A 20,698-nucleotide genomic window follows, 5' to 3' on the forward strand; every position below is an offset into this window, starting at 1 on the left:
AAAAATGAGCGGCCGGACACCAGCCGCCGACCGGTCACTGGAGACCGGCGTGGCGCACATGCATGGAGGACGTGACGTGGCGAACGACGCCAGCACCGTTTTCGACCTAGTGATCCTCGGCGGCGGCAGCGGTGGGTACGCCGCGGCCCTGCGCGGGGCGCAGCTGGGCCTGGACGTCGCCCTGATCGAGAAGGACAAGGTCGGCGGCACCTGCCTGCACCGAGGATGCATCCCCACCAAGGCCCTGCTGCACGCGGGCGAGATCGCCGACCAGGCCCGCGAGAGCGAGCAGTTCGGTGTCAAGGCGAGCTTCGAGGGCATCGACATGCCCGCCGTCCACAAGTACAAGGACGACGTGGTCGCGGGCCTGTACAAGGGCCTGCAGGGACTGGTCGCCTCCCGCAAGGTCACCTACATCGAGGGCGAGGGCCGGCTGTCCTCCCCCACCTCCGTCGACGTGAACGGTCAGCGGGTCCAGGGCCGCCACATCCTGCTGGCGACCGGCTCCGTGCCGAAGTCGCTGCCGGGTCTGGAGATCGACGGCAACCGGATCATCTCCTCGGACCACGCCCTCGTGCTGGACCGCGTGCCGGAGTCCGCGATCATCCTGGGCGGCGGTGTCATCGGCTCCGAGTTCGCCTCCGCCTGGAAGTCCTTCGGCACCGACGTCACGATCATCGAGGGCCTGAAGCACCTCGTCCCGGCCGAGGACGAGAACTCCTCGAAGCTGCTGGAGCGCTCCTTCCGCAAGCGCGGCATCAAGTTCAACCTGGGCACCTTCTTCCAGAAGGCCGAGTACACCCAGGGCGGTGTCAAGGTCACCCTCGCCGACGGCAAGGAGTTCGAGGCGGAGCTCCTCCTCGTCGCCGTCGGCCGCGGCCCGGTCTCCCAGGGCCTGGGCTACGAGGAGGCCGGGGTCGCGATGGACCGCGGCTACGTCCTCGTCGACGAGTACATGCGCACCAACGTCCCCACCATCTCCGCCGTGGGTGACCTGGTCCCCACCCTCCAGCTCGCGCACGTCGGCTTCGCGGAGGGCATCCTGGTGGCGGAGCGTCTGGCCGGTCTGAAGACCGTCCCGATCGACTACGACGGTGTCCCGCGGGTGACGTACTCCCACCCGGAGGTCGCCTCCGTCGGTCTCACCGAGGCGAAGGCCAAGGAGATCTACGGCGCGGACAAGGTCGTCGCTCTGAAGTACAACCTGGCGGGCAACGGCAGGAGCAAGATCCTGAAGACCGCGGGCGAGATCAAGCTCGTCCAGGTCAAGGACGGTGCCGTGGTCGGCGTCCACATGGTCGGCGACCGCATCGGCGAGCAGGTCGGCGAGGCCCAGCTGATCTACAACTGGGAGGCGCTGCCGGCCGAGGTCGCCCAGCTCATCCACGCCCACCCGACGCAGAACGAGGCGCTCGGCGAGGCCCACCTGGCCCTGGCGGGCAAGCCCCTGCACGCGCACGACTGACCCTCGGTCACGGACGCGACGACACAGACTTCCGCACTTCGTTAGGAGCAACCGAAACCATGGCGGTTTCCGTAACCCTTCCGGCGCTCGGCGAGAGCGTCACCGAGGGCACCGTCACCCGCTGGCTGAAGGCCGAGGGTGAGCGCGTCGAGGCCGACGAGCCGTTGCTCGAGGTCTCCACCGACAAGGTCGACACCGAGATCCCTGCCCCCGCCTCCGGCGTGCTGTCCTCCATCAAGGTCGCCGAGGACGAGACGGTCGAGGTCGGTGCCGAGCTGGCGCTGATCGACGACGGCAGCGGCGCCCCCGCGGCCGCCCCGGCCCCGGCCGCCGAGCAGGCCGCCCCGCCGGCTCCCGAGCCGACGCCGCAGGCCCAGCCGTCCACCGAGCAGGCCGCCCCGGCTCCGGCGCCCACCGCCGAGGCCGCGGCCGGCGGCGGCTCCGCCGAGGGCACGGACGTGGTCCTGCCCGCACTCGGCGAGTCCGTCACCGAGGGCACCGTCACCCGCTGGCTGAAGTCGGTCGGCGACAGCGTCGAGGCCGACGAGCCGCTGCTCGAGGTCTCCACCGACAAGGTCGACACCGAGATCCCCGCCCCCACCTCCGGCGTGCTGCTGGAGATCACGGTCGGCGAGGACGAGACGGCCGAGGTCGGCGCCAAGCTCGCCGTCATCGGCGCCCCGGGTGCCCAGGCCGCCGCGCCGGCCCCGGCCGCCCCCGAGGCCCCGGCCCAGCCCGAGCCCGCCCCGGAGCCGCAGCAGGCGGCGCCCGCCCCGGCACCGGCTGCCCCGGCTCCGGCCCCGCAGGCCCCGGCGGCCCCGCAGCAGCAGGTCGCTCCGGCTCCCGAGCCGGCCCCCGCGGCTCCGGCGCCCGCCCCGGCCCCGGTCACCCCGGCTCCGGCCGCCGCCCAGCCGGCGGACGACGGCGCCTACGTCACCCCGCTGGTGCGCAAGCTCGCCGCCGAGAACGGCGTCGACCTGTCCACCGTCAAGGGCACCGGCGTCGGCGGCCGCATCCGCAAGCAGGACGTCATCGCCGCCGCCGAGGCCGCGAAGGCCGCCGCCGCCCCGGCCCCCGCCGCCGCGGCTCCGGCCGCCGCGAAGAAGGCCCCGGTCCTCGAGGCCTCCCCGCTGCGCGGTCAGACCGTCAAGATGCCGCGCATCCGCAAGGTCATCGGCGACAACATGGTCAAGGCCCTGCACGAGCAGGCGCAGCTGTCCTCGGTCGTCGAGGTCGACGTCACCCGTCTGATGAAGCTGCGCGCCCGGGCCAAGGACGCGTTCGCGGCGCGCGAGGGCGTCAAGCTCTCCCCGATGCCGTTCTTCGTCAAGGCCGCGGCTCAGGCGCTGAAGGCCCACCCGGTCATCAACGCCAGGATCAACGAGGCCGAGGGGACCATCACCTACTTCGACGCCGAGAACGTCGGCATCGCGGTGGACTCCGAGAAGGGCCTGATGACCCCGGTCATCAAGAACGCCGGTGACCTCAACCTCGCCGGCATCGCCAAGGCCACGGCGGAGCTGGCCGGCAAGGTCCGCGGCAACAAGATCACCCCGGACGAGCTGTCCGGCGCGACCTTCACCATCAGCAACACCGGTTCGCGCGGCGCGCTGTTCGACACGATCATCGTGCCCCCGGGCCAGGTCGCGATCCTCGGCATCGGTGCCACGGTCAAGCGTCCGGCCGTCATCGAGACGGAGGACGGCCCGGTCATCGGCGTCCGCGACATGACGTACCTGACCCTCTCCTACGACCACCGCCTGGTGGACGGCGCCGACGCGGCCCGTTACCTGACGGCGGTCAAGGCGATCCTCGAGGCGGGCGAGTTCGAGGTCGAACTCGGTCTGTGATCCGCGGTCGCTGATCCCGTCCCTCGGTGCCCCCGTCCGGAAGTCTCCGGGCGGGGGCACCGTCGTGTGCGCGTGTAAGTCTCGTCTCACCTGGGGGAAAGCGCGCCCGCGCGTCTCTCCGGGACGGCGTGTCGGCCGTATTGTCTAAACGTCAACGCCCCAGGGGGCCGGTGGGCCCCTCCCTAAGGAGCTCCTCATGACCGCGCCCGTCGTCCACTCGCTGCGCGAACAGATCCGCGAGCACATCCTGGAAGGGATCATCAGCGGACGCTGGAAGCCGGGCGAGCGGATCGTGGAGCGGCGGATCGCGACGGAGCTGGAGGTCAGCCAGACGCCGGTGCGGGAGGCGCTGCGCGAGCTGGAGTCGCTGCGTCTGATCGAGTCGGCGCCGAACAAGGGCGTGCGGGTGCGGAACCTGACCGCGGCCGACCTGGAGGAGAGCTATCCGGTGCGGGCCGGCCTGGAGGCGATCGCGGCGGAGCTGGCGGCGGAGCGGCTGGCCGAGGACTGCTCGGCGCTGGAGCCCCATGTCGCGGCCCTGTACGAGGCCGACCGGATGGCCGACGGCACGGCGCAGGTGCGGCACACGGTGGGCTTCCACCGCGAGCTGGTCCGCGCGGCCGGCAACTCGGTGCTGCTGCACACCTGGGAGGGCCTGGGCATCGAGGTGTTCACGGCGCTGTCCATCCGGTGGCTGGGCACGGTCCAGCAGTCCTATGCGGAGGAGCACGAGGAACTGGTCGCCGCGTTCCGCCGCCGCGACCCGCGCATCCCGGAGATCGTGAAGTCCCACGTCCTGGGCTGCGCCCCGAGGGCCTGACCGCACGGCCGGGCGGCGCCGTGGTGGCCGCGTCCCGGTGTCCCCGGCCCGCCCGGGCGTGGCCCGCCGGCGGATGGGCCACCCGCCCGACCACCGGGCCAGCCCCGGACCGGCCACCCACCCGAGGTCGACCCACCCCCGGGCCGGGCACCCACCCGGGATCGGCCCAGCCGAGCACCACGCCGCTCAGACGCCGCCCCACCTGCGCAAACCGCCGGCCAAAGCGTCACCCCGTGCCACCACATGAGGCACCCCGTGCCGACTTTCTCGTGATCAAGAGATTTTGCTCCTCAACCCTTTGATCGATCATCGATCAGGGAGTTACAGTCGCCGACGGGCTCAGCGGCGCACGCCGCACGGTGTCACCACACCGGAGCCCGAGCCCTGTCCTGCCAAAGATCTAGGGCACCCCCGAACCCTTACCGATGAGGGAACCCCTTCGACTGAGGAAGGCGGCGACATGACCGACCCCAACGCCACCCAGCCGAGCGAGCTCGACCAGCTCCCGGACCGCGACCCCGAGGAGACCGCCGAGTGGCAGGCCTCCCTGGACGCCGTCACCAAGGCGGCCGGGCCGCATCGTGCCGCGTACCTGATGCGCCGCACGCTGGAGCGCGCCGAGGGCGCCGGCATCGCGCTGCCGAAGCTGCTCGAGACCGACTACGTCAACACCATCCCGACCGCCGCCGAGCCCGCCATGCCCGGCGACGCCGAGCTGGAGGCCCGGATCACCGCGTGGAACCGCTGGAACGCGGCGGCCATGGTGACCCGCGGCAGCAAATACGGCGTCGGCGGCCACATCGCCACCTTCGCCTCCGCCGCCTGGCTCTACGAGGTCGGGTTCAACCACTTCTTCCGCGGCAAGGAGGGTGACGGCTCCGGCGACCAGCTCTACATCCAGGGCCACGCCTCCCCCGGCATCTACGCCCGCGCCTTCCTCGACGGCCGGCTGAGCGAGGAGCAGCTCGACAACTTCCGCCGCGAGGTCGGCGGCAACGGCCTGCCGTCCTACCCGCACCCGCGCCGCCTGCCCTGGCTGTGGGAGTTCCCGACGGTGTCGATGGGCCTCGGCCCGATCTCCGCGATCTACCAGGCACGCTTCAACCGCTACCTGACCAGCCGCGGCATCAAGGACGTCGCGGAGTCCCACGTGTGGGCGTTCCTCGGCGACGGCGAGATGGACGAGCCCGAGTCGACCACGGCACTCACCCTCGCCTCCCGTGAGGGCCTGGACAACCTGACCTTCGTGGTCAACTGCAACCTCCAGCGCCTGGACGGTCCGGTCCGCGCCAACTTCAAGGTGGTGCAGGAGCTGGAGGCCCAGTTCCGCGGCGCCGGCTGGAACGTCGTCAAGACGCTGTGGGGCACCGCCTGGGACGAGCTGCTCCAGCTCGACACCACCGGCGCGCTGGTCCGCCGGTTGCGCGAGGTGCCGGACGCCCAGTTCCAGACGTACCAGACCCGCGACGTCGCCTACATCCGCGAGCACTTCTTCGGCGCGGAGCCGGCCCTCGCGGAGATGGCGAAGCTGCTGTCCGACGACAGGATCGTCGAGTGCTTCCACGGCTCGCGCGGCGGCCACGAGGCCCGCAAGGTGTACGCGGCGTACAAGGCGGCCCTGGAGTTCAAGGGCGCACCGACGGTGATCCTGGCCCAGACCGTCAAGGGCCACACCCTCGGCAAGGGCTTCGAGTCCAAGAACGCCAACCACCAGATGAAGAAGCTGACGGTGGACCAGTTCAAGGAGATGCGCGACCGGCTCGGCCTGCCGATCCCGGACAGTGCCTTCACCGACGGCCAGGTGCCCTACGGTCACCCGGGCGCGGACTCGCCCGAGGTGCGCTACCTCCAGGAGCGGCGCGCCGTCCTCGGCGGCCCCGCCCCGGCCCGCCGGGTGCACCCCGTGGCACCGCTCCCGGCCCCGGCCGACAAGGTCTTCGCCGCCTTCGACAAGGGCTCCGGCTCGCAGCAGGTGGCCACCACCATGGCGCTGGTGCGGCTGCTGAAGGACCTGGTCCGCGACAAGGAGACCGGCAGGCGCTGGGTCCCGGTCGTCCCCGACGAGGCCCGCACCTTCGGCATGGAGTCGCTGTTCCCGTCGCTCGGCATCTACTCGCCCAAGGGCCAGACGTACGAGCCGGTCGACCGCGACCAGCTGATGTACTACAAGGAGGCCGTCAACGGCCAGATCCTCAACGAGGGGATCACCGAGGCCGGCGCCCTGGCCGACTTCATCGCGGCCGCCACGTCGTACTCCACGCACGGCGAGCCGATGATCCCGCTGTACATCTACTACTCGATGTTCGGCTGGCAGCGCACCGGCGACCAGTTCTGGCAGCTCGGCGACCAGCTCGGCCGCGGTTTCGTGGTGGGCGCCACCGCCGGCCGCACGACGCTGACCGGCGAGGGCCTCCAGCACGCCGACGGCCACTCCCCCGTCATCGCCGCGACCAACCCGGCCGCGCTCACCTACGACCCGGCGTTCGCCTACGAGGTCGCCACGATCGTCAAGGAGGGCCTGCGCCGGATGTACGGCGCGGCCGAGCCGGGCGAGGACCAGGACGTCTTCTACTACCTGACGGTCTACAACGAGCCCGTCGAGCAGCCGGCCAAGCCGGCCGGCGACGGTGTCGACGAGGGCATCATCAGGGGCCTGTACCGCTTCAACACCGCCGAGTCGGCGGGCCTGAGTCCGGCCGCGAACGCCCCGCGCACCCAGCTGCTGGCCTCCGGCACGGCGATCCACTGGGCGCTCAGGGCCCAGCGGATGCTGGCCGAGGAGTGGGGCGTGGCCGCCGACGTGTGGTCCGCGACGTCCTGGACCGAGCTGCGGCGCGACGCCCTGGAGGCCGACGCGGCGCTGCTGCGCGGCGAGGAGCGCGAGCCGTACGTGTGCAGGGCGCTGGCCGGCGCCGAGGGCCCGGTGCTGGCGGTGTCCGACTACATGCGCCAGGTACCGGACCAGATCGCGCAGTGGGTCGAGCAGGACTGGTCCTCGCTGGGCGCCGACGGCTTCGGCCTGTCCGACACCCGTGAGGCGGCCCGCCGCCACTTCGGTGTCGACGCCGAGTCCATCGTCGTGGCGACGCTGGCCCAGCTCGCCCGCCGCGGCGAGGTGAAAGCGGCGGCCGTGAAGGAGGCCCGCGAGAAGTACGGCCTGTAGCACGGGTCTTCGCTGGAGGGGTACGGCCGCGGCCGTACCCCTTCGCTGTCGGTGGGCCCCGGCATGATGGCCGTATGCGTGCTGCACGGCTCATCAAGATGGTGCTGCTGCTCCAGTCCCGGCCGTCCATGACCGCCGGGGAGCTGGCGCGGGAGCTGGAGGTGTCGGAGCGGACGGTCACCCGGGACGCCCAGGCGCTGTCGGAGGCGGGTGTGCCGGTGTACGCGGACCGGGGCCGGGCCGGCGGGTACCGGCTGGTCGGCGGGTACCGGACGCGGCTGACGGGGCTGCACCGCAGCGAGGCGGAGGCGCTGTTCCTGTCCGGGGTGCCGGGGGCGCTGCGCGAGATGGGCCTGGAGGACGCGGCGTCGGCGGCGCGGCTGAAGGTGTCGGCGGCGCTGCTGCCCTCGCTGCGGGACGCCTCGCGGACGGCGGCGCAGCGGTTCCACCTGGACGCTCCGAACTGGTTCCGCGAGCCGGAGACGCCCGCGCTGCTGCCGGCCGTCGCGGACGCCGTGTGGGACGACCGGCGCATCGGCGCCCGCTACCGGCGGGGCGAGGACGAGGTGGTGCGGGAGCTGGAGCCGTACGGGCTCGTGCTCAAGGCGGGCGTCTGGTACCTGTGCGCGCGGGTCGTGGGGCGCGAGTCCTTCCGGGTGTACCGGATCGACCGGTTCACCGCGGTGGAGGCGGGCGCGGAGCGCTTCGAGCGGGACCAGGGGTTCGACCTGCCCGCGTTCTGGGAGGAGCGGGCGGAGCAGTTCGCGCGTTCGATCCTGCGCACCCGGGTGGTGGTGCGGCTCTCGCCGGAGGGCGTGCGCAGGCTGCCGTACGCCGTGGACGCGCTGTCCGCGCGGGAGGCGCTGGCGGACGCGGGGCCCGCGGACGGGGCCGGACGGGTGACGGTGACCCTGCCGGTGGAGTCCGAGGAGGTGGCCCACACCCAGCTGACCGCGCTCGGACCGGAGGCGGAGGTGCTGCAGCCGCCCGGCCTGCGGGAGCGGTTCGCCGCGGAGGCGCGGCGGCTGGCGGAGCTCTACCGGACGGTACCGCCCGTGACGGTCCCCGGCACTCCGGGTGCGTCCCCCGCGCCCAGGGCAGATGCTTGACGCGTGATGGACGAGACGGAGTTCTGGGAGCTGATCGACACCGCCCGCGAGGACGCCGAGGGCGATCCGGAGGAGCAGGCCGACCTGCTCGTGGACCGGCTCGTGCAACGGGATCCGGAGGCGGTCCTGGACTTCGCCCGGCACTTCGAGTCCCGCTATCACCGCGCCTACCGGTGGGACCTGTGGGGCGCCTCCTGGGTGCTGCTGGACGGGGCCGGCGACGACGCGTTCGACTTCTTCCGGTGCTGGCTGATCGGCCAGGGCCGCGAGGTCTTCGAGGGCGCCCTGCACGACCCGGACTCACTGGCGGACCTGCTCGAGGACTTCGACGAGGAGATCGACGGCGACGGCGAGGAGCTCGGCTACGCGGCGGACGAGGCGTACGAGCAGCTGACCGGCACGGTCGCCCCCGACCTGGACCTCCCCGCGGCCCCCGCGGAGCCCGAGGGCACCCCCCTCGACTTCGAGGACGACTCCGTGCTCGCGGAGCGCTACCCCCGTCTCTGGGAGCGCTTCCGGGGGTGAACGGGGGCGGGGTCGGGCGGCGGTGGCCCCCGCGCGTGCCCGCCGGCCCCCTGCCCGTCACCGCGCGGCCGCCGCGGGACCCGTGGCGTGCGCGGGGCGTCCCTGGAGGCGTGCGGCCATTTCCCGGATGTCCGGGAGGCGGGCGTGCAGGGCCGCGCCGGGGCAGCTGGTCATGAAGCCTTCGTTGTGGCCCGCGAGGGCCGGGAGCGTGGCCGTGGTGCCGGCCGCGTACCGGCTGCCGCCGTTGCTGGACACCAGCCGGACCTCGCCGCGCGGGTCGGTGCCGCTCGGGCCCAGCTTCCAGGCGGCCAGCGCGGCGATGGAGCGCACCATCGCGGGGGGCACGGTCGCACCCTCGGTGAACGTGCCGAGCGCGGCGATCCCGGTGGTGCGGTGGTTGAAGCCCTGGGTGTGGGCGCCGGTGACGGCACGGTCCACCCCGCCCGCGCGGCCCTCGTAGATGATGCCGCAGCGGTCGACGAGGAAGTTGTAGCCGATGTCGTCCCACCGGCGCCCGTCGGTCTGGCCCTCGTACAGGTGCCGGATGATGCCGGGCGCATCGGCGCAGTCGTACCCGTTGGGCGAGTCGGTGTGGTGGACGAAGACGGCGACGACCTCGTCGTCGTAGCGCGGGGGCGGCTGCTCCCGGCCGGCGTCGCCCAGCCAGATCGAGCGCGGCACGACGGGTGGCCGGGGGGCGGTGTACGGGGCGGGGGCGCGGGGGGTGGCGAGGGCGCCGGAGGAGCGGGCGGCCCGTTCGACGCCGTGGGCGCACAGCACCAGGGCGACGGCCGCGGCGAGGCCCGGCAGACAGCCGAGCGCCACGACGACGGCCCGGGGCAGGCGCGCGGGGCCCGCCCCGCCGGGTATCCGGGCGGCGCCGCGCCTTCGCGTCCCACGCCGTCCTCGCACGACACGCATGCACCCACTGTGGGTCCGGACCGCTCGGTCGGCGAGGTGTGCTGTGCCACCCGGTGGAACCATCGTCCGGGTCCGGGGCGTTTCTCCGGGTACGCGCGTGCCCGCCCGTCGTCCGGCGGCCCCCGGGCACGTGGCTGATCAGCGGGCCCCTTCCCCACGTACTAGGGGGCCCGAGAGAAAGGCGGCGTGCGTGGACCTGCTCGACATCCTCCTGCTGCTGGTCGTCCTGGCGTACGCGGCGTCCGGCTACCGGCGCGGGCTGCTGGCGGGCTGCGTCTCGCTGGCCGGTTTCGTGGGCGGCGCGGTGGTCGGCGTGTGGCTGTTGCCCTGGGTGATGGACCTGGTCACGCCGGGGACCACACGGGCGACGGTGGTGGCGGTGGTCACGGTGCTACTGCCGGCCGTGGTGGGCCAGGAGCTGGCGGGGCGGCCCGCCCTCCGGTTGCGCCGGGGGCTGGCCCGGGGGCCGCTGAGGGTGGCGGACGGGATCGGCGGGGCCGCGGCCGGCTCGGTGGCCGTGCTGATCGTGGCCTGGGTGGCCGCGAGCGTGCTCGGCGCCTCCTCGTCGCCGCTGGTCACCTCGGCCATCCGGGACTCGCGGCTGCTCGGCGCGGTGCAGCAGGCGATGCCGGACGCCACCCCCGCGTGGTTCTCACGGGCCACGTCCGCGCTGACCGAGGCGGGCTTCCCGCAGGTGTTCAACCCGTTCGAGAGCGAGTCGACCGCCGAGGTCGCCGAGCCCTCCGGTGACAGCGTCACGCCCGCGGCCACCGCCGCGGCCCGGCGCAGCACGGTGAAGGTCGAGGGCGTCGCCGGCACCCAGGGGCGCGAGGGCAGCGGGTTCGTGTACGCGCGCGAGCACGTGATGACCAACGCCCATGTGGTGGCCGGCATCGACGAGCCGACCGTGCGGGTCGGCGGGGTCGGGCGGGCGTACGGGGCACGGGTGGTGCTGTTCGACCCGCAGAAGGACGTGGCCGTGCTGTACGTGCCCGGTCTGCGGGCGCCGGTCCTGCGGTTCGACGACGAGGCGGGGCGCGGTGACGCGGCGGTCGTCGCCGGCTATCCGCAGGACGGCGGCCTGAACCTCCGGGCGGCGACGGTCGCCGGCCGGGTGGAGGCCCGGGGCCAGAACATTTACAACGACCGGACGGTCACCCGGGAGATCTACTCGATCCGCTCCACCGTGCGCCCGGGCAATTCCGGCGGGCCGCTGCTGACCCCGGAGGGCCGCGTGTACGGGGTGGTGTTCGCCCGTTCCACCTCGGACGCCGAGACGGGGTACGTGCTCACGGCGGCCGAGGTCGCCGACGAGGCGGAGCGCGCGGCGGACGCGACGCGTGCGGTGGACACCGGGGACCTGGTCACCTCGTAGGGACGGGGCAGTTCCTCGCGGGGCAGCCTCTCGGGGAGGTGGGCCCGGTCAGCTCAGGGGCCGGCCCATCAACACGTCGTCCACGTATGTGCCGTCGACGCAGAACTCCTCCGGCTGGACGCCCGTCACCACGAAGCCCTCGGACTCGTACAGCGCGCGGGCGGTGGTGTTGTGGCCGAGGACGCGCAGGGTGATGCGGCGGGCGCCGCGCCGCCGTGCCTCCTCGACGGCAGCCCGCACCAGGGCCCGTCCCACGCCCCTGCCGCGGGCGTCCTCGGCGACGGCGAGGCCGCGGATCTGCCGTACGTGCGCGTTGGAGGCGAGCGCCGTGGGGAAGCCCAGGCGGACGTAGCCCACGAGGCGGCCGTCGTACTCGGCGACGAGATGGTCACGGGGCCCGGAGCGCTCGCTGAAGAAGGAGTCGTACGGCGGCTTCGGGGGCGGGGTGACCGCGTGCAGCGGGGACCAGGTGTCGCGGTCGAGCCGGGCCAGGTCCTCCTCGTCGTCGGGGCGCGCGGAACGTATGTGCGGTTCGGGCATGGCGGCACTGTACGGCGGGGGCGAGGTCCGGCTCGCGTGATTTTCGGGCGCGTGGGGGCAGGATGGGCGCCATGGAACGTATCCGAATCGCGGTGGCCGGTGCGTCCGGTCTGATCGGTGCCGCCCTGGTGCGGTCCCTGACGGCCGACGGCCACGAGGTGGTGCGTCTGGTGCGGGGCGCTCCCCGGGCGGCGGACGAGGTGCGGTGGGATCCGGAGCGGGGGTCGGTGGACGCGGCCGGGCTGGCCGGGTGCGACGCCGTGGTGAACCTGGCGGGGGCCGGGGTCGGCGACCGCCGCTGGACGCCGGAGTACAAGGCGCGGATCCGCGCCAGCCGGGTGGGGGGCACGGCCGCGCTGGCCGGGGCCGTGGCGGGGCTGGATCCGGACGTGCGGCCGCGGGTGTTCGTGAACGGCAGCGCGATCGGCTACTACGGCGAGACCGGCGATCGGGCCGTCGACGAGAGCGCGCCGGCGGGCGAGGGCTTCCTGCCGGCGCTGTGCGTGGAGTGGGAGGCCGCGGTGGCGCCGGCGCGGGAGGCGGGCGTGCGGACGGTGTTCGCCCGGACCGGGCTGGTGGTGGCGCGCGGGGGTGGTGCGTGGGGCCGGCTCTTCCCGCTGTTCAGGGCGGGGCTCGGCGGGCGGATGGGCGACGGGGGCCAGTACTGGTCGTACATCGCCCTGCACGACGAGGTGGCCGCGCTGCGCCATCTCCTGGAGACCGAGGGACTGTCGGGACCGTTCAACCTGACCGCGCCGCATCCGAGGACGAACCGTGAGATCACCGAGGCGATGGCGCGGGTGCTGCGCCGGCCGGCGATCTTCACGGTGCCGGCGCCGGTGCTGCGGACGGTCCTCGGGGAGATGGCCGGCGATGTGCTCGGCAGCGCGCGGGTGCTGCCGACGCGACTGCTGGAGTCGGGCTTCCGGTTCGCCTTCCCGGACATCGAGGAGGCGATCCGGGCAGCGCTCTGAGCGTGTGTTCCCGATCGGAACCGTGCGCCGTGCGACCGGAGGCGGCCGATCCGGGTCGGGCATGCGACCGCCGTGCGCCCGTGCCCTGGCGATGCGCGACTGCCCGGGACCGATCACGGCCCTAACCTCGTCCCGAACTCGGGTATCCCTGGGGCCTGTTGAGGGCATGACGTCTCCAGCGCCCGCGCAACCTCGAGGAGGGGCACGTGCCAGAGCCCACGTACCAGGCGGACGTCGTCGTCGTGGGAGCCGGGGTCGCCGGACTCTCCGCGGCGCAACGACTGACCAGCGCAGGAGTCACCACCACGGTCCTGGAGGCCGCCCCTTGCGTGGGCGGCCGCCTGGCCACCGAGAAGGTCGACGGCTTCCGGCTCGACAGAATCGGGCAGTTGCTGTCCACGGCGTATCCCGAGCTACGGCTGACCCCCGGCCTGGACGGGCTCGCCCTCCGCCCGTTCGCGCCCGGCGTGCTGCTGCACAGCGACGGGCGACATCATCGCGCCGGCGCTCACAACGGCGCGGGGGGCGCAAGGGGCGCACTCCATACCGTGCGCGCTCTGGCGAGCGCCCCTCGGACGGGGGCGGCGCCCAGGCGGCCGATGGCCGTGCCGGGGCGGCAGGTGTCCCTGCCGCGCAGCCGGACCGGCGCCCCCTTGGGCAGCGCGGTCGACCAGGCCCGCCTCGGCGCCGCGTTCACCCGGCTGGCGGGGACGCCGGTGGACCGGCTCCTGGCCCGGCCCGAACTGCCCGCGGCCGAGGCGCTGGTGGCCCGAGGGCTGCCCGCCCGGACGATCGACGGGTTCCTGCGTCCGCTGCTGGCGGCGCTGCTGTGCGACCCGGACCTGACCACGTCCAGCCGCTGCGCGGACCTGGCGCTGCGCGCTTTCGCGAGCGGGCGGCTGTGCCTGCCGGAGGGCGGGGCCGAGGCGCTGCCGGAGCTGCTGGCCCGGACGCTGCCGCCGGGTACGGTGCACACCGGGGTGCGGGTCACCTCCGTCTCGACGACCTCCGTCACCACCGCCGAGCACGGGGAGTTCCGCTGCCGGGCGGTGCTGATCGCGACCGACGCGCGGGCCGCGGCGGAACTGCTGCCGGGGCTGCGGGCACCGGACTTCCACCCGGTGACCGTGGTGCACCACACCACGGACGAGCCCCCGGCGACGGGCGCCGCGCTCCTGCTCGACGCCGACCGGGGCGGGCCGGTGGCGCACACGGCGGTGATCAGCCGGGTCGACCCGGCCCGCGCCCCGGCCGGGCGCGCGCTGGTCTCGTCGACGGTGCTGGGCCGGCCCCCGGCCCATGTGGACACGGCCGTCCGGATGCACCTGGCCCGCCTGTACGGCCTCTCCACCGCGCGCTGGGAGACGCTCGCCGTCCACCACACCGCCGAGGCGGTGCCCGCCATGCGCCCCCCGCACGACCTGCGCCGCCCGGTGCGGCTGCTGGCAGGGCTGTACGTGTGCGGCGACCACCGCGACACCAGTACGGTCCAGGGCGCCCTGCACTCGGCCCGCCGGGCGGCGGCGGCGATCCTGACCGACCTCGGAGCGGACCGCCCCCTGCACACCGCCGACCCATTGCCGGCAGCCCGGGCGGCCTGACCTCCGCTCCCGCCGCCCTCCGCCCGCCCCTCGACCTCGTCCCGGGCGGGCGGCCCGGGTCGGCAGTGGCCCGGAGTCCTCAGGACCCCGCCCAGATGACGCCCCACCTGTCGGCGCGCTCGGATCCCGGGGCGACGCGCCGACCGCCACACGGCCCGCCCACCCCCGCCCACCGCACCACCCCGGCAACCGCACCAACCGAGCGGCCGGTCCGAGCCGGGAGCGGCCCGGATCCGCAGCGCGGCCCGGAGTCCTCAAGCAGCGCGGCCCGGAGTCCTCAGGACACGCCCCAGATGACGCCCCACCTGTCGGCGCGCTCGGATCCGGGGGCGGCGCGCCGACCGCCACGCGGCCCGCCCACGGGCGCCGCGGCCTGCGGCACGGCCGGGCCGCCTGCTCACCGGGTCGGGGCCCGGCCGCCCGACCACCCACGGCCGGCGAGCACGCAACCCCAGCGCCGCGTCCCACACCCCCACGAGCAGGGACGAACCGCCGCCGCGCCGACCCCACGGACACACCCACCCACCGGCGAACTCGCCACCCCGTCGCCTCCGCACGACCGGCCGCACGGACCGTCACCCACGCGGCGGGCGCGGCGCCCGGCCGGGCTCGCCGGTGCACCGCGCCCCCGAACCACCCCGGGTGCGCCTACCCGTACGCCGCCACCCGGTCGCGGTAGCTGCGGACCGGGGCCGCGTCGCGGTAGGGCTCCAGGCGGCGTTCGAAGTCGCGGACGTACTCCACCGCCCGTACCGAACGCATCTCGGCCGCTTGGGCGGCCGCCTCGGCGGCGAGCTGGCAGGCCTGGTCCAGCTCGCCCAGGCCGAGGCGGGCGGTGGCGAGGACCACGCGGCAGAACAGACGGCTGCGGGCGTAGCCGGGGGCGCGCAGCTGCAGTGAGCGCTCGGCGTGCTGGGCCGCTGCCCGGAACTGCTGGAGGTCGCGGTGGCAGTGGCCGAACTCGTCCGCGAGCTGGGCCTCGTCGAAGAACCGGGCCCAGTACGGCACCTCGTCCCCGGGCCGCGCGCTCTCCAGTGCGCGCTCGGCCCGTACCAGCGCGGTGGTGCAGGCCCGCACCTCGCCGAGCACCGCGTGCCCCCGTGCCTCGGCGGCGTGCAGCAGCGCCTGCACGAGCGGCGGCACGGATCCGCCCGCGCCCTGCTGGGCCACCCGCGCGAGTTGCACGGCCTCCCGCCCGTGCCCGAGGTAGACGGCCTGTCGGCTCATGGTGACCAGCACGTACGCTCCGTAGGCCCGGTCCCCCGCCGCCTGCGCCAGCCGCAGCGCCTGCACGAAGTAGCGCTGGGCGAGCCCGTGCGCGGCGATGTCGTACGAGGTCCAGCCGGCCAGCCGGGTCAGGTCGGCGGCGGCCGCGAACAGCCGGCGGCCGGTCTGCTCCCCGTAGGTGCCGCGCAGCATGGGCTCCAGCTCGTGCTCCAGGTAGCGCACGAGGGCCTGGCGGGCGTGGCCGCCGCCGTAGGCGTCGTCCAGGGTGCGGAACAGTTCGCCGACCGAGCGCAGCGCGGCGATGTCGCCGCCGGAGACCTTCTGCCCCGGCCCGCGCTCGGCCTGCTGCCCGCGTCGGCGCGTGCCGAGCTCCGGCGGCCCGGCGGTACGGGTGCCGGGCCGGCCCTGGGCGGGGACGCGGACGGCCGGCTCGGCGCGGGCGACCTTCTCGTCGGCGCGCCCGATCAGCCAGTCCCGGCTGGGCACGACGAGCCCCGCCGAGGTGAAGGCGATCTTGCGGAGCTCGGCGTGACTGCCCGAGTCCTTGCGCCACAGCCCGCTGACGATGTCGACGGCCTCCTCGGGCGTCGCGGCGAACTCCAGCCCCGCGTAGACGGGCGCGCAGGCGTCCAGGCCGAGGTCCTGCGCGGTGAGGCGGCGGCCGAGGCGGCGGGTGAAGACCTCGGCGATGAGCGCGGGTGTCGTACCCCGGGGCTGCTGGCCGCGCAGCCACCGGGTGACGGATGTCTTGTCGTATCTGAGGTCGAGCCCGTGTTCGAGACCGAGCTGGTCCACGCGACGGGCGAGTCCCGCGTTGGAGAACCCCGCTTCTGCGATGAGCGCGGCGAGCTGGCGGTTGGGGGTGCGCTGCGCGGGTCGTTCCGTCATCTGCGGTGCGGTCTCCTGCCTTCCGGCGAACGATGTGCCCGGATTGCCTGTGAGCAGCCCTTATGGCCTCGTGGACGGCGCGAATGTAGCGGAGAGTAAACACCCCATCGCACATTTCGACAGCCATTCATCCGATCGTGTGAGGATTGGACCCAGGCTGACGGTCCGCGGCCGTTCCGGTGCCGGACCGGGGACGGGCCGGGGACGGGCCGTGGGCCGATCGTCCTCACCCACCGGGCCGGTCGGCCTCCGCGCGGGGGCCGACCGGCCGCCGGTCCGGGGCCGGTCGTACGGTCGTACAGTGGCGTGGGCGCGTGTCGCGCCTTACGAACCTTCCAGGGAGGCGCTTGCCGTGAGTGAGTTGCGGTTCGTCCGTATGGGTTTCGGTACCGAGGCCGTGGACTACCGGGTGGCCTGGGACGAGCAGCGCCGGGTGCACGCAGCGCGGTTCGCCGACGAGGTGCCCGACACCGTGATCCTCCTGGAGCACCCGCCGGTCTACACGGCCGGCCGGCGCACCGAGCCGGGCGAGCGGCCACTGGACGGCACCCCGGTCATCGACGTGGACCGCGGCGGCAAGATCACCTGGCACGGCCCCGGCCAGCTGGTGGGCTACCCGATCCAGAAGCTGCCCCGCCCGGTGGACGTGGTGGCGCACGTGCGGCGGCTGGAGGAGGCCCTGATCCGCGCCTGCGCGGAGTTCGGCCTGGAGACCACCCGCGTCGAGGGCCGCAGCGGGGTGTGGGTGCTGGGCGACCCGGTCGAACAGCGTCCCGCGCTCGGCGGACTCTCCCTGGACTTCGACCCCCGGCTGCACGACGAGGAGTTCGACCCGCGGCTGAACGGCCCCGACTACGCGCCCTCCAACGCCGGGCAGCGCCGTGAGGACCGCAAGATCGCCGCGATCGGCATCCGCGTCGCCAAGGGCGTGACCATGCACGGCTTCGCTCTCAACGTGAACCCCGACAACAAGTGGTTCGACCGCATCATCCCGTGCGGCATCCGCGACGCCGGCGTCACCTCACTGGCCAACGAACTGGGCCGGGACGTCACGATCGAGGAGGTGCTCCCGGTCGTGGAGCGCCACCTGCGGCAGGTGCTGGAGAACGCGGATCCCCAGCCGCGCGAGGTCGAGCGGGCCTCGGCGTAGAAACCGGTGACCGTGCGGCTCCCTGGCCGTGCGCCCCGCCCGCACCGCGCCGGGCAACCATCGAAAACACGGGCGTACCCTTGAGGACGCCGAAGAATCAATCGCTAGGGAGCCGACGTGTCCGCAGTCGCACCCGACGGACGCAAGATGCTGCGCCTGGAGGTCCGCAACAGCCAGACCCCCATCGAGCGCAAGCCCGAGTGGATCAAGACCCGGGCGAAAATGGGTCCCGAATACACGCAGATGCAGAAACTCGTCAAGAGCGAGGGCCTGCACACGGTCTGCCAGGAAGCCGGCTGCCCGAACATCTACGAGTGCTGGGAGGACCGCGAGGCGACCTTCCTCATCGGCGGCGACCAGTGCACCCGGCGCTGCGACTTCTGCCAGATCGACACCGGCAGGCCGGAGGCGCTGGACCGCGACGAGCCCCGCCGCGTGGGTGAGTCCGTGGTCACCATGGACCTGAACTACGCCACCGTCACCGGCGTGGCCCGCGACGACCTCGAGGACGGCGGCGCCTGGCTGTACGCCGAGACCGTGCGCCAGATCCACCAGCAGACCGCGAACCGCGAGGGCGGCCGCACCAAGGTGGAACTGCTCGCCCCCGACTTCAACGCGGTCCCCGAGCTGCTGGAGCAGGTCTTCGCCACCCGCCCGGAGGTCTTCGCGCACAACGTGGAGACCGTGCCCCGGATCTTCAAGCGCATCCGCCCCGGCTTCCGCTACGACCGGTCGCTGAAGGTCCTCACCGCCGCCCGTGACTACGGCCTGGTCACCAAGTCCAACCTGATCCTCGGCATGGGCGAGACCCGCGAGGAGGTCAGCGACGCGCTGAAGCAGCTGCACGACGCCGGCTGCGAGCTGATCACCATCACCCAGTACCTGCGCCCGTCCGTGCGCCACCACCCCGTCGAGCGCTGGGTGAAGCCGAACGAGTTCGTGGAGCTGAAGGAGGAGGCCGAGCAGATCGGCTTCTCCGGCGTGATGTCGGGCCCGCTGGTCCGCTCCTCCTACCGGGCCGGCCGCCTCTACCAGATGGCCGTCGAGAAGCGCGGTACGTACATCGCGACCCAGGCCGTCTGACGCCGCGTCACCCCCCGCGTCCGGCCAGGATCCGCGACTGTGTGAATTCGCGCACAAGCACCTACTTGCGAGTAGTGACCGATATGACGCGGTCCCGACCGTCCTCCCAGTTGAGGGCACGTGTCGGGGCCGCGTCGGCGTTCCGCTCCACCGCATCGGCGCTTCATGGGTGTTTGACCGGCCGGTCACCCGCTGGTAACACCGAACAGTGACCCTGGAGTCACAGGTCGTACACCCGTTCCGCTTCGAGGGGGGACCTCCGTCATGCAGGCCGCGCCCGTCCGCGCCAACGCCATCCCGTCCTTCACCACCGCCCTGCGCGCGGTGGAGTCGCTGCTGATGAGCGGAGGCCAGCGCACCGCCCGCCGCAACGCCTGGACCTCCGTACTGGAGGACCGCCGCCGCGCCAAGGACCGGATCGAGGCCCAGCGGGTGCTCGAGCAGACCTGACGAGCCGCCCGGCGATCCTCCCCTGACCCCGCCCGCTCCGCCGTCCCGCCCCCGCGCGGGCACTGCCGTCGTCGGTGCTCCCGGGGGCACGTAGACTTCGTGGCATGGCGAGGAAGGAAACCGCAGCGGACGCTGCGAACCCCGGGCGACTGAAGCAGATCGCCCTGACCTACAAGATGACCCGCAGGGCCGACAAGAAGATCGGTCTTGTACTCGCGGCTGTCGGAATCGTCACCTTTGGTGTCTTCCTCGCGATCGGTTTCTTGATCGGTCACCCCATCTATCTCGGCATCCTGGGCCTCCTGCTCGCCTTCCTCGCGACGGCGATCGTGTTCGGGCGCCGGGCCGAGCGGGCGGCCTTCGGGCAGATGGAGGGACAACCGGGCGCCGCCGCGGCCGTGCTCGACAACATCGGCCGGGGCTGGACCACGACCCCCGCGGTGGCGATGAACCGCAACCAGGACGTGGTGCACCGCGCGGTCGGCAAGGCCGGGATCGTGCTGGTCGCCGAGGGCAACCCGAGCCGGGTGAAGAACCTGCTCGCCGCCGAGAAGAAGCGGATGAACCGCATCGTCGCGGACGTCCCGGTGCACGACCTGATCGTCGGCACCGGCGAGGGTCAGGTCGAGCTGAAGAAGCTGCGCACGACCATGCTCAAGCTGCCGCGTGTCCTCACCGGCCCGCAGGTCACCGCGACCAACGACCGGCTGCGCGCCCTGGGCGACCTGATGAGCAACATGCCGCTGCCCAAGGGTCCGATGCCCAAGGGCATGAAGCTGCCCAAGGGCGGCCCGAAGGCCCGCTGAGGCCCGTCCGCCACCGCTCACGTCGATGGGGGCGCCCGGAGTGATCCGGGCGCCCCCATCGACGTATGGGCGCGGCGGTGGCCGTCAGATCCGCACCTCGACCGTGCGGGCCAGCCGGTCGTGCAGCCCGCGGCCGTCGCGGTCCCAGATCAGGGCGGGGACCGCGAGACACAGCAGGACCGAGCGCAGCAGGCCGCGCACCGGGTTGACCCGGCCGGTGTCGAGGGCGACCACGCGCAGACCGAACAGGCGCTTGCCGGGGGTGAAGCCGACGGTGCCGACGGTGAGGACGCTCAGCACGAAGAAGATCAGCAGTGTCCAGTTGCTCGTCGCCTGGTCGTAGCCGTGAGTGATCAGACCGTATGCGATCAAGAGGCACAGGCCCCAGTCGACGGCGAGGGCGCCGAGCCTGCGCCCGGGACGGGCGATCGAGCCCGGCCCCTCCTCCGGCAGACCGAGTTGCTCGCCCCGGTACCCGAACGTCGCACCGGCGTCCTCCATGGCCGCCCGCGGTCCGGAAAGCCACGATCCGATTGCTTGCCTGTTGTCCACCCGTCCACGGTACTGCGCCCGTATATGACCGGGGGACGGCGGGGTGTGAACGGGCTACGGTGGGAGAGGGGCCGGTTAACTTGCGCGAAACAAATGGGTCACGCCCGAGAAATCACCCGTCCCTAGGGTCGAGTGCAGCGTGTGCCACCCGCACTGGCCGCACGAACGATCTACCACCCCGGCGGGACTGTCGGGAGTA

17 protein-coding genes are annotated in these 20,698 nt (G+C 73.4%); 13 read left to right on the top strand and 4 right to left on the bottom strand.

Features of this window, described 5'->3' with window-relative positions:
* Window positions 1-76: 76 nt before the first annotated feature.
* The 6 genes from lpdA to ACFYOV_RS01255 all read left to right on the top strand — a co-directional run bounded on the left by lpdA (window position 77) and on the right by ACFYOV_RS01255 (window position 8,932).
* On the top strand, window positions 77-1,465 hold the full coding sequence (lpdA, locus tag ACFYOV_RS01230) for a dihydrolipoyl dehydrogenase (protein ID WP_389081256.1): 1,389 nt from the start codon (window positions 77-79) through the stop codon (window positions 1,463-1,465).
* 59 nt (window positions 1,466-1,524) lie between these two features.
* The gene (gene sucB, locus ACFYOV_RS01235; RefSeq protein ID WP_389081259.1) at window positions 1,525-3,315 is read left to right on the top strand and encodes a 2-oxoglutarate dehydrogenase, E2 component, dihydrolipoamide succinyltransferase; all 1,791 of its coding nucleotides are present in this window, start codon (window positions 1,525-1,527) and stop codon (window positions 3,313-3,315) included.
* A gap of 196 nt (window positions 3,316-3,511) precedes the next feature.
* Window positions 3,512-4,135, top strand: a complete 624-nt coding sequence (locus ACFYOV_RS01240; RefSeq protein ID WP_389081261.1) for a GntR family transcriptional regulator — start codon at window positions 3,512-3,514, stop codon at window positions 4,133-4,135.
* Between the two features lie 460 nt (window positions 4,136-4,595).
* The gene (gene aceE / locus ACFYOV_RS01245) at window positions 4,596-7,298 is read left to right on the top strand and encodes a pyruvate dehydrogenase (acetyl-transferring), homodimeric type (protein WP_389081264.1); all 2,703 of its coding nucleotides are present in this window, start codon (window positions 4,596-4,598) and stop codon (window positions 7,296-7,298) included.
* A 74-nt stretch (window positions 7,299-7,372) separates the two neighbouring features.
* Window positions 7,373-8,407 carry a helix-turn-helix transcriptional regulator gene (locus tag ACFYOV_RS01250; protein ID WP_389081266.1) on the top strand — a complete coding sequence of 345 codons (1,035 nt, stop codon included), beginning with the start codon at window positions 7,373-7,375 and terminating at the stop codon, window positions 8,405-8,407.
* A gap of 6 nt (window positions 8,408-8,413) precedes the next feature.
* Window positions 8,414-8,932 (top strand): DUF4240 domain-containing protein, encoded by a 519-nt coding sequence (locus tag ACFYOV_RS01255; RefSeq protein ID WP_389082414.1) that lies wholly within the window; start codon window positions 8,414-8,416, stop codon window positions 8,930-8,932.
* Window positions 8,933-8,989: 57 nt separating this feature from the next.
* Here ACFYOV_RS01255 and ACFYOV_RS01260 read toward each other — a convergent pair whose 3' ends face one another.
* The gene (locus ACFYOV_RS01260) at window positions 8,990-9,757 is read right to left on the bottom strand and encodes a peptidoglycan recognition protein (RefSeq protein WP_389082416.1); all 768 of its coding nucleotides are present in this window, start codon (window positions 9,755-9,757) and stop codon (window positions 8,990-8,992) included.
* Window positions 9,758-10,043: 286 nt separating this feature from the next.
* On the opposite strand from ACFYOV_RS01260, the gene ACFYOV_RS01265 reads away from it, so the two are divergent.
* Complete coding sequence (locus tag ACFYOV_RS01265; protein WP_389081268.1) at window positions 10,044-11,228, top strand: MarP family serine protease; 1,185 nt, start codon at window positions 10,044-10,046, stop codon at window positions 11,226-11,228.
* Between the two features lie 48 nt (window positions 11,229-11,276).
* On the opposite strand, the gene ACFYOV_RS01270 is transcribed toward ACFYOV_RS01265, so the two are convergent.
* The gene (locus ACFYOV_RS01270; RefSeq protein ID WP_389081271.1) at window positions 11,277-11,768 is read right to left on the bottom strand and encodes a GNAT family N-acetyltransferase; all 492 of its coding nucleotides are present in this window, start codon (window positions 11,766-11,768) and stop codon (window positions 11,277-11,279) included.
* 71 nt (window positions 11,769-11,839) lie between these two features.
* Here ACFYOV_RS01270 and ACFYOV_RS01275 point away from each other — a divergent pair, with 71 nt between their 5' ends.
* Entirely contained in the window at window positions 11,840-12,742 is a 903-nt protein-coding gene (locus ACFYOV_RS01275; RefSeq protein WP_389081273.1) for a TIGR01777 family oxidoreductase, read from the top strand.
* A gap of 206 nt (window positions 12,743-12,948) precedes the next feature.
* On the top strand, window positions 12,949-14,343 hold the full coding sequence (locus tag ACFYOV_RS01280; protein ID WP_389081276.1) for an NAD(P)/FAD-dependent oxidoreductase: 1,395 nt from the start codon (window positions 12,949-12,951) through the stop codon (window positions 14,341-14,343).
* 648 nt (window positions 14,344-14,991) lie between these two features.
* On the opposite strand, the gene ACFYOV_RS01285 is transcribed toward ACFYOV_RS01280, so the two are convergent.
* A complete protein-coding gene (locus tag ACFYOV_RS01285) occupies window positions 14,992-16,458 on the bottom strand; it encodes a regulator (protein WP_389081278.1) in 1,467 nt (488 codons plus the stop codon).
* Between the two features lie 352 nt (window positions 16,459-16,810).
* On the opposite strand from ACFYOV_RS01285, the gene lipB reads away from it, so the two are divergent.
* The 4 genes from lipB to ACFYOV_RS01305 all read left to right on the top strand — a co-directional run bounded on the left by lipB (window position 16,811) and on the right by ACFYOV_RS01305 (window position 19,947).
* The gene (gene lipB, locus ACFYOV_RS01290; RefSeq protein ID WP_389081280.1) at window positions 16,811-17,608 is read left to right on the top strand and encodes a lipoyl(octanoyl) transferase LipB; all 798 of its coding nucleotides are present in this window, start codon (window positions 16,811-16,813) and stop codon (window positions 17,606-17,608) included.
* A 117-nt stretch (window positions 17,609-17,725) separates the two neighbouring features.
* On the top strand, window positions 17,726-18,691 hold the full coding sequence (gene lipA, locus ACFYOV_RS01295) for a lipoyl synthase (protein WP_389081283.1): 966 nt from the start codon (window positions 17,726-17,728) through the stop codon (window positions 18,689-18,691).
* A 264-nt stretch (window positions 18,692-18,955) separates the two neighbouring features.
* Window positions 18,956-19,141, top strand: coding sequence for a hypothetical protein (locus ACFYOV_RS01300; protein ID WP_389081285.1), 186 nt, complete (start codon window positions 18,956-18,958; stop codon window positions 19,139-19,141).
* A 104-nt stretch (window positions 19,142-19,245) separates the two neighbouring features.
* Complete coding sequence (locus tag ACFYOV_RS01305; RefSeq protein ID WP_389081288.1) at window positions 19,246-19,947, top strand: DUF4191 domain-containing protein; 702 nt, start codon at window positions 19,246-19,248, stop codon at window positions 19,945-19,947.
* 84 nt (window positions 19,948-20,031) lie between these two features.
* Here ACFYOV_RS01305 and ACFYOV_RS01310 read toward each other — a convergent pair whose 3' ends face one another.
* The gene (locus ACFYOV_RS01310) at window positions 20,032-20,499 is read right to left on the bottom strand and encodes an RDD family protein (RefSeq protein ID WP_389081290.1); all 468 of its coding nucleotides are present in this window, start codon (window positions 20,497-20,499) and stop codon (window positions 20,032-20,034) included.
* Window positions 20,500-20,698: the final 199 nt, after the last annotated feature.

It is taken from the genome of Streptomyces sp. NPDC005931, assembly GCF_042871235.1.
Lineage (GTDB): Bacteria > Actinomycetota > Actinomycetes > Streptomycetales > Streptomycetaceae > Streptomyces.

Excerpts from the sequence above, each read along its gene's own strand:
- sucB (WP_389081259.1), top strand. The coding sequence starts at position 1,525 with ATGGCGGTTTCCGTAACCCTTCCGGCGCTCGGCGAGAGCGTCACCGAG.
- ACFYOV_RS01240 (WP_389081261.1), top strand. The coding sequence starts at position 3,512 with ATGACCGCGCCCGTCGTCCACTCGCTGCGCGAACAGATCCGCGAGCAC.
- aceE (WP_389081264.1), top strand. The coding sequence starts at position 4,596 with ATGACCGACCCCAACGCCACCCAGCCGAGCGAGCTCGACCAGCTCCCG.
- ACFYOV_RS01250 (WP_389081266.1), top strand. The coding sequence starts at position 7,373 with ATGCGTGCTGCACGGCTCATCAAGATGGTGCTGCTGCTCCAGTCCCGG.
- ACFYOV_RS01255 (WP_389082414.1), top strand. The coding sequence starts at position 8,414 with ATGGACGAGACGGAGTTCTGGGAGCTGATCGACACCGCCCGCGAGGAC.
- ACFYOV_RS01270 (WP_389081271.1), bottom strand. The coding sequence starts at position 11,768 with ATGCCCGAACCGCACATACGTTCCGCGCGCCCCGACGACGAGGAGGAC.
- ACFYOV_RS01275 (WP_389081273.1), top strand. The coding sequence starts at position 11,840 with ATGGAACGTATCCGAATCGCGGTGGCCGGTGCGTCCGGTCTGATCGGT.
- ACFYOV_RS01285 (WP_389081278.1), bottom strand. The coding sequence starts at position 16,458 with ATGACGGAACGACCCGCGCAGCGCACCCCCAACCGCCAGCTCGCCGCG.
- ACFYOV_RS01300 (WP_389081285.1), top strand. The coding sequence starts at position 18,956 with ATGCAGGCCGCGCCCGTCCGCGCCAACGCCATCCCGTCCTTCACCACC.
- ACFYOV_RS01305 (WP_389081288.1), top strand. The coding sequence starts at position 19,246 with ATGGCGAGGAAGGAAACCGCAGCGGACGCTGCGAACCCCGGGCGACTG.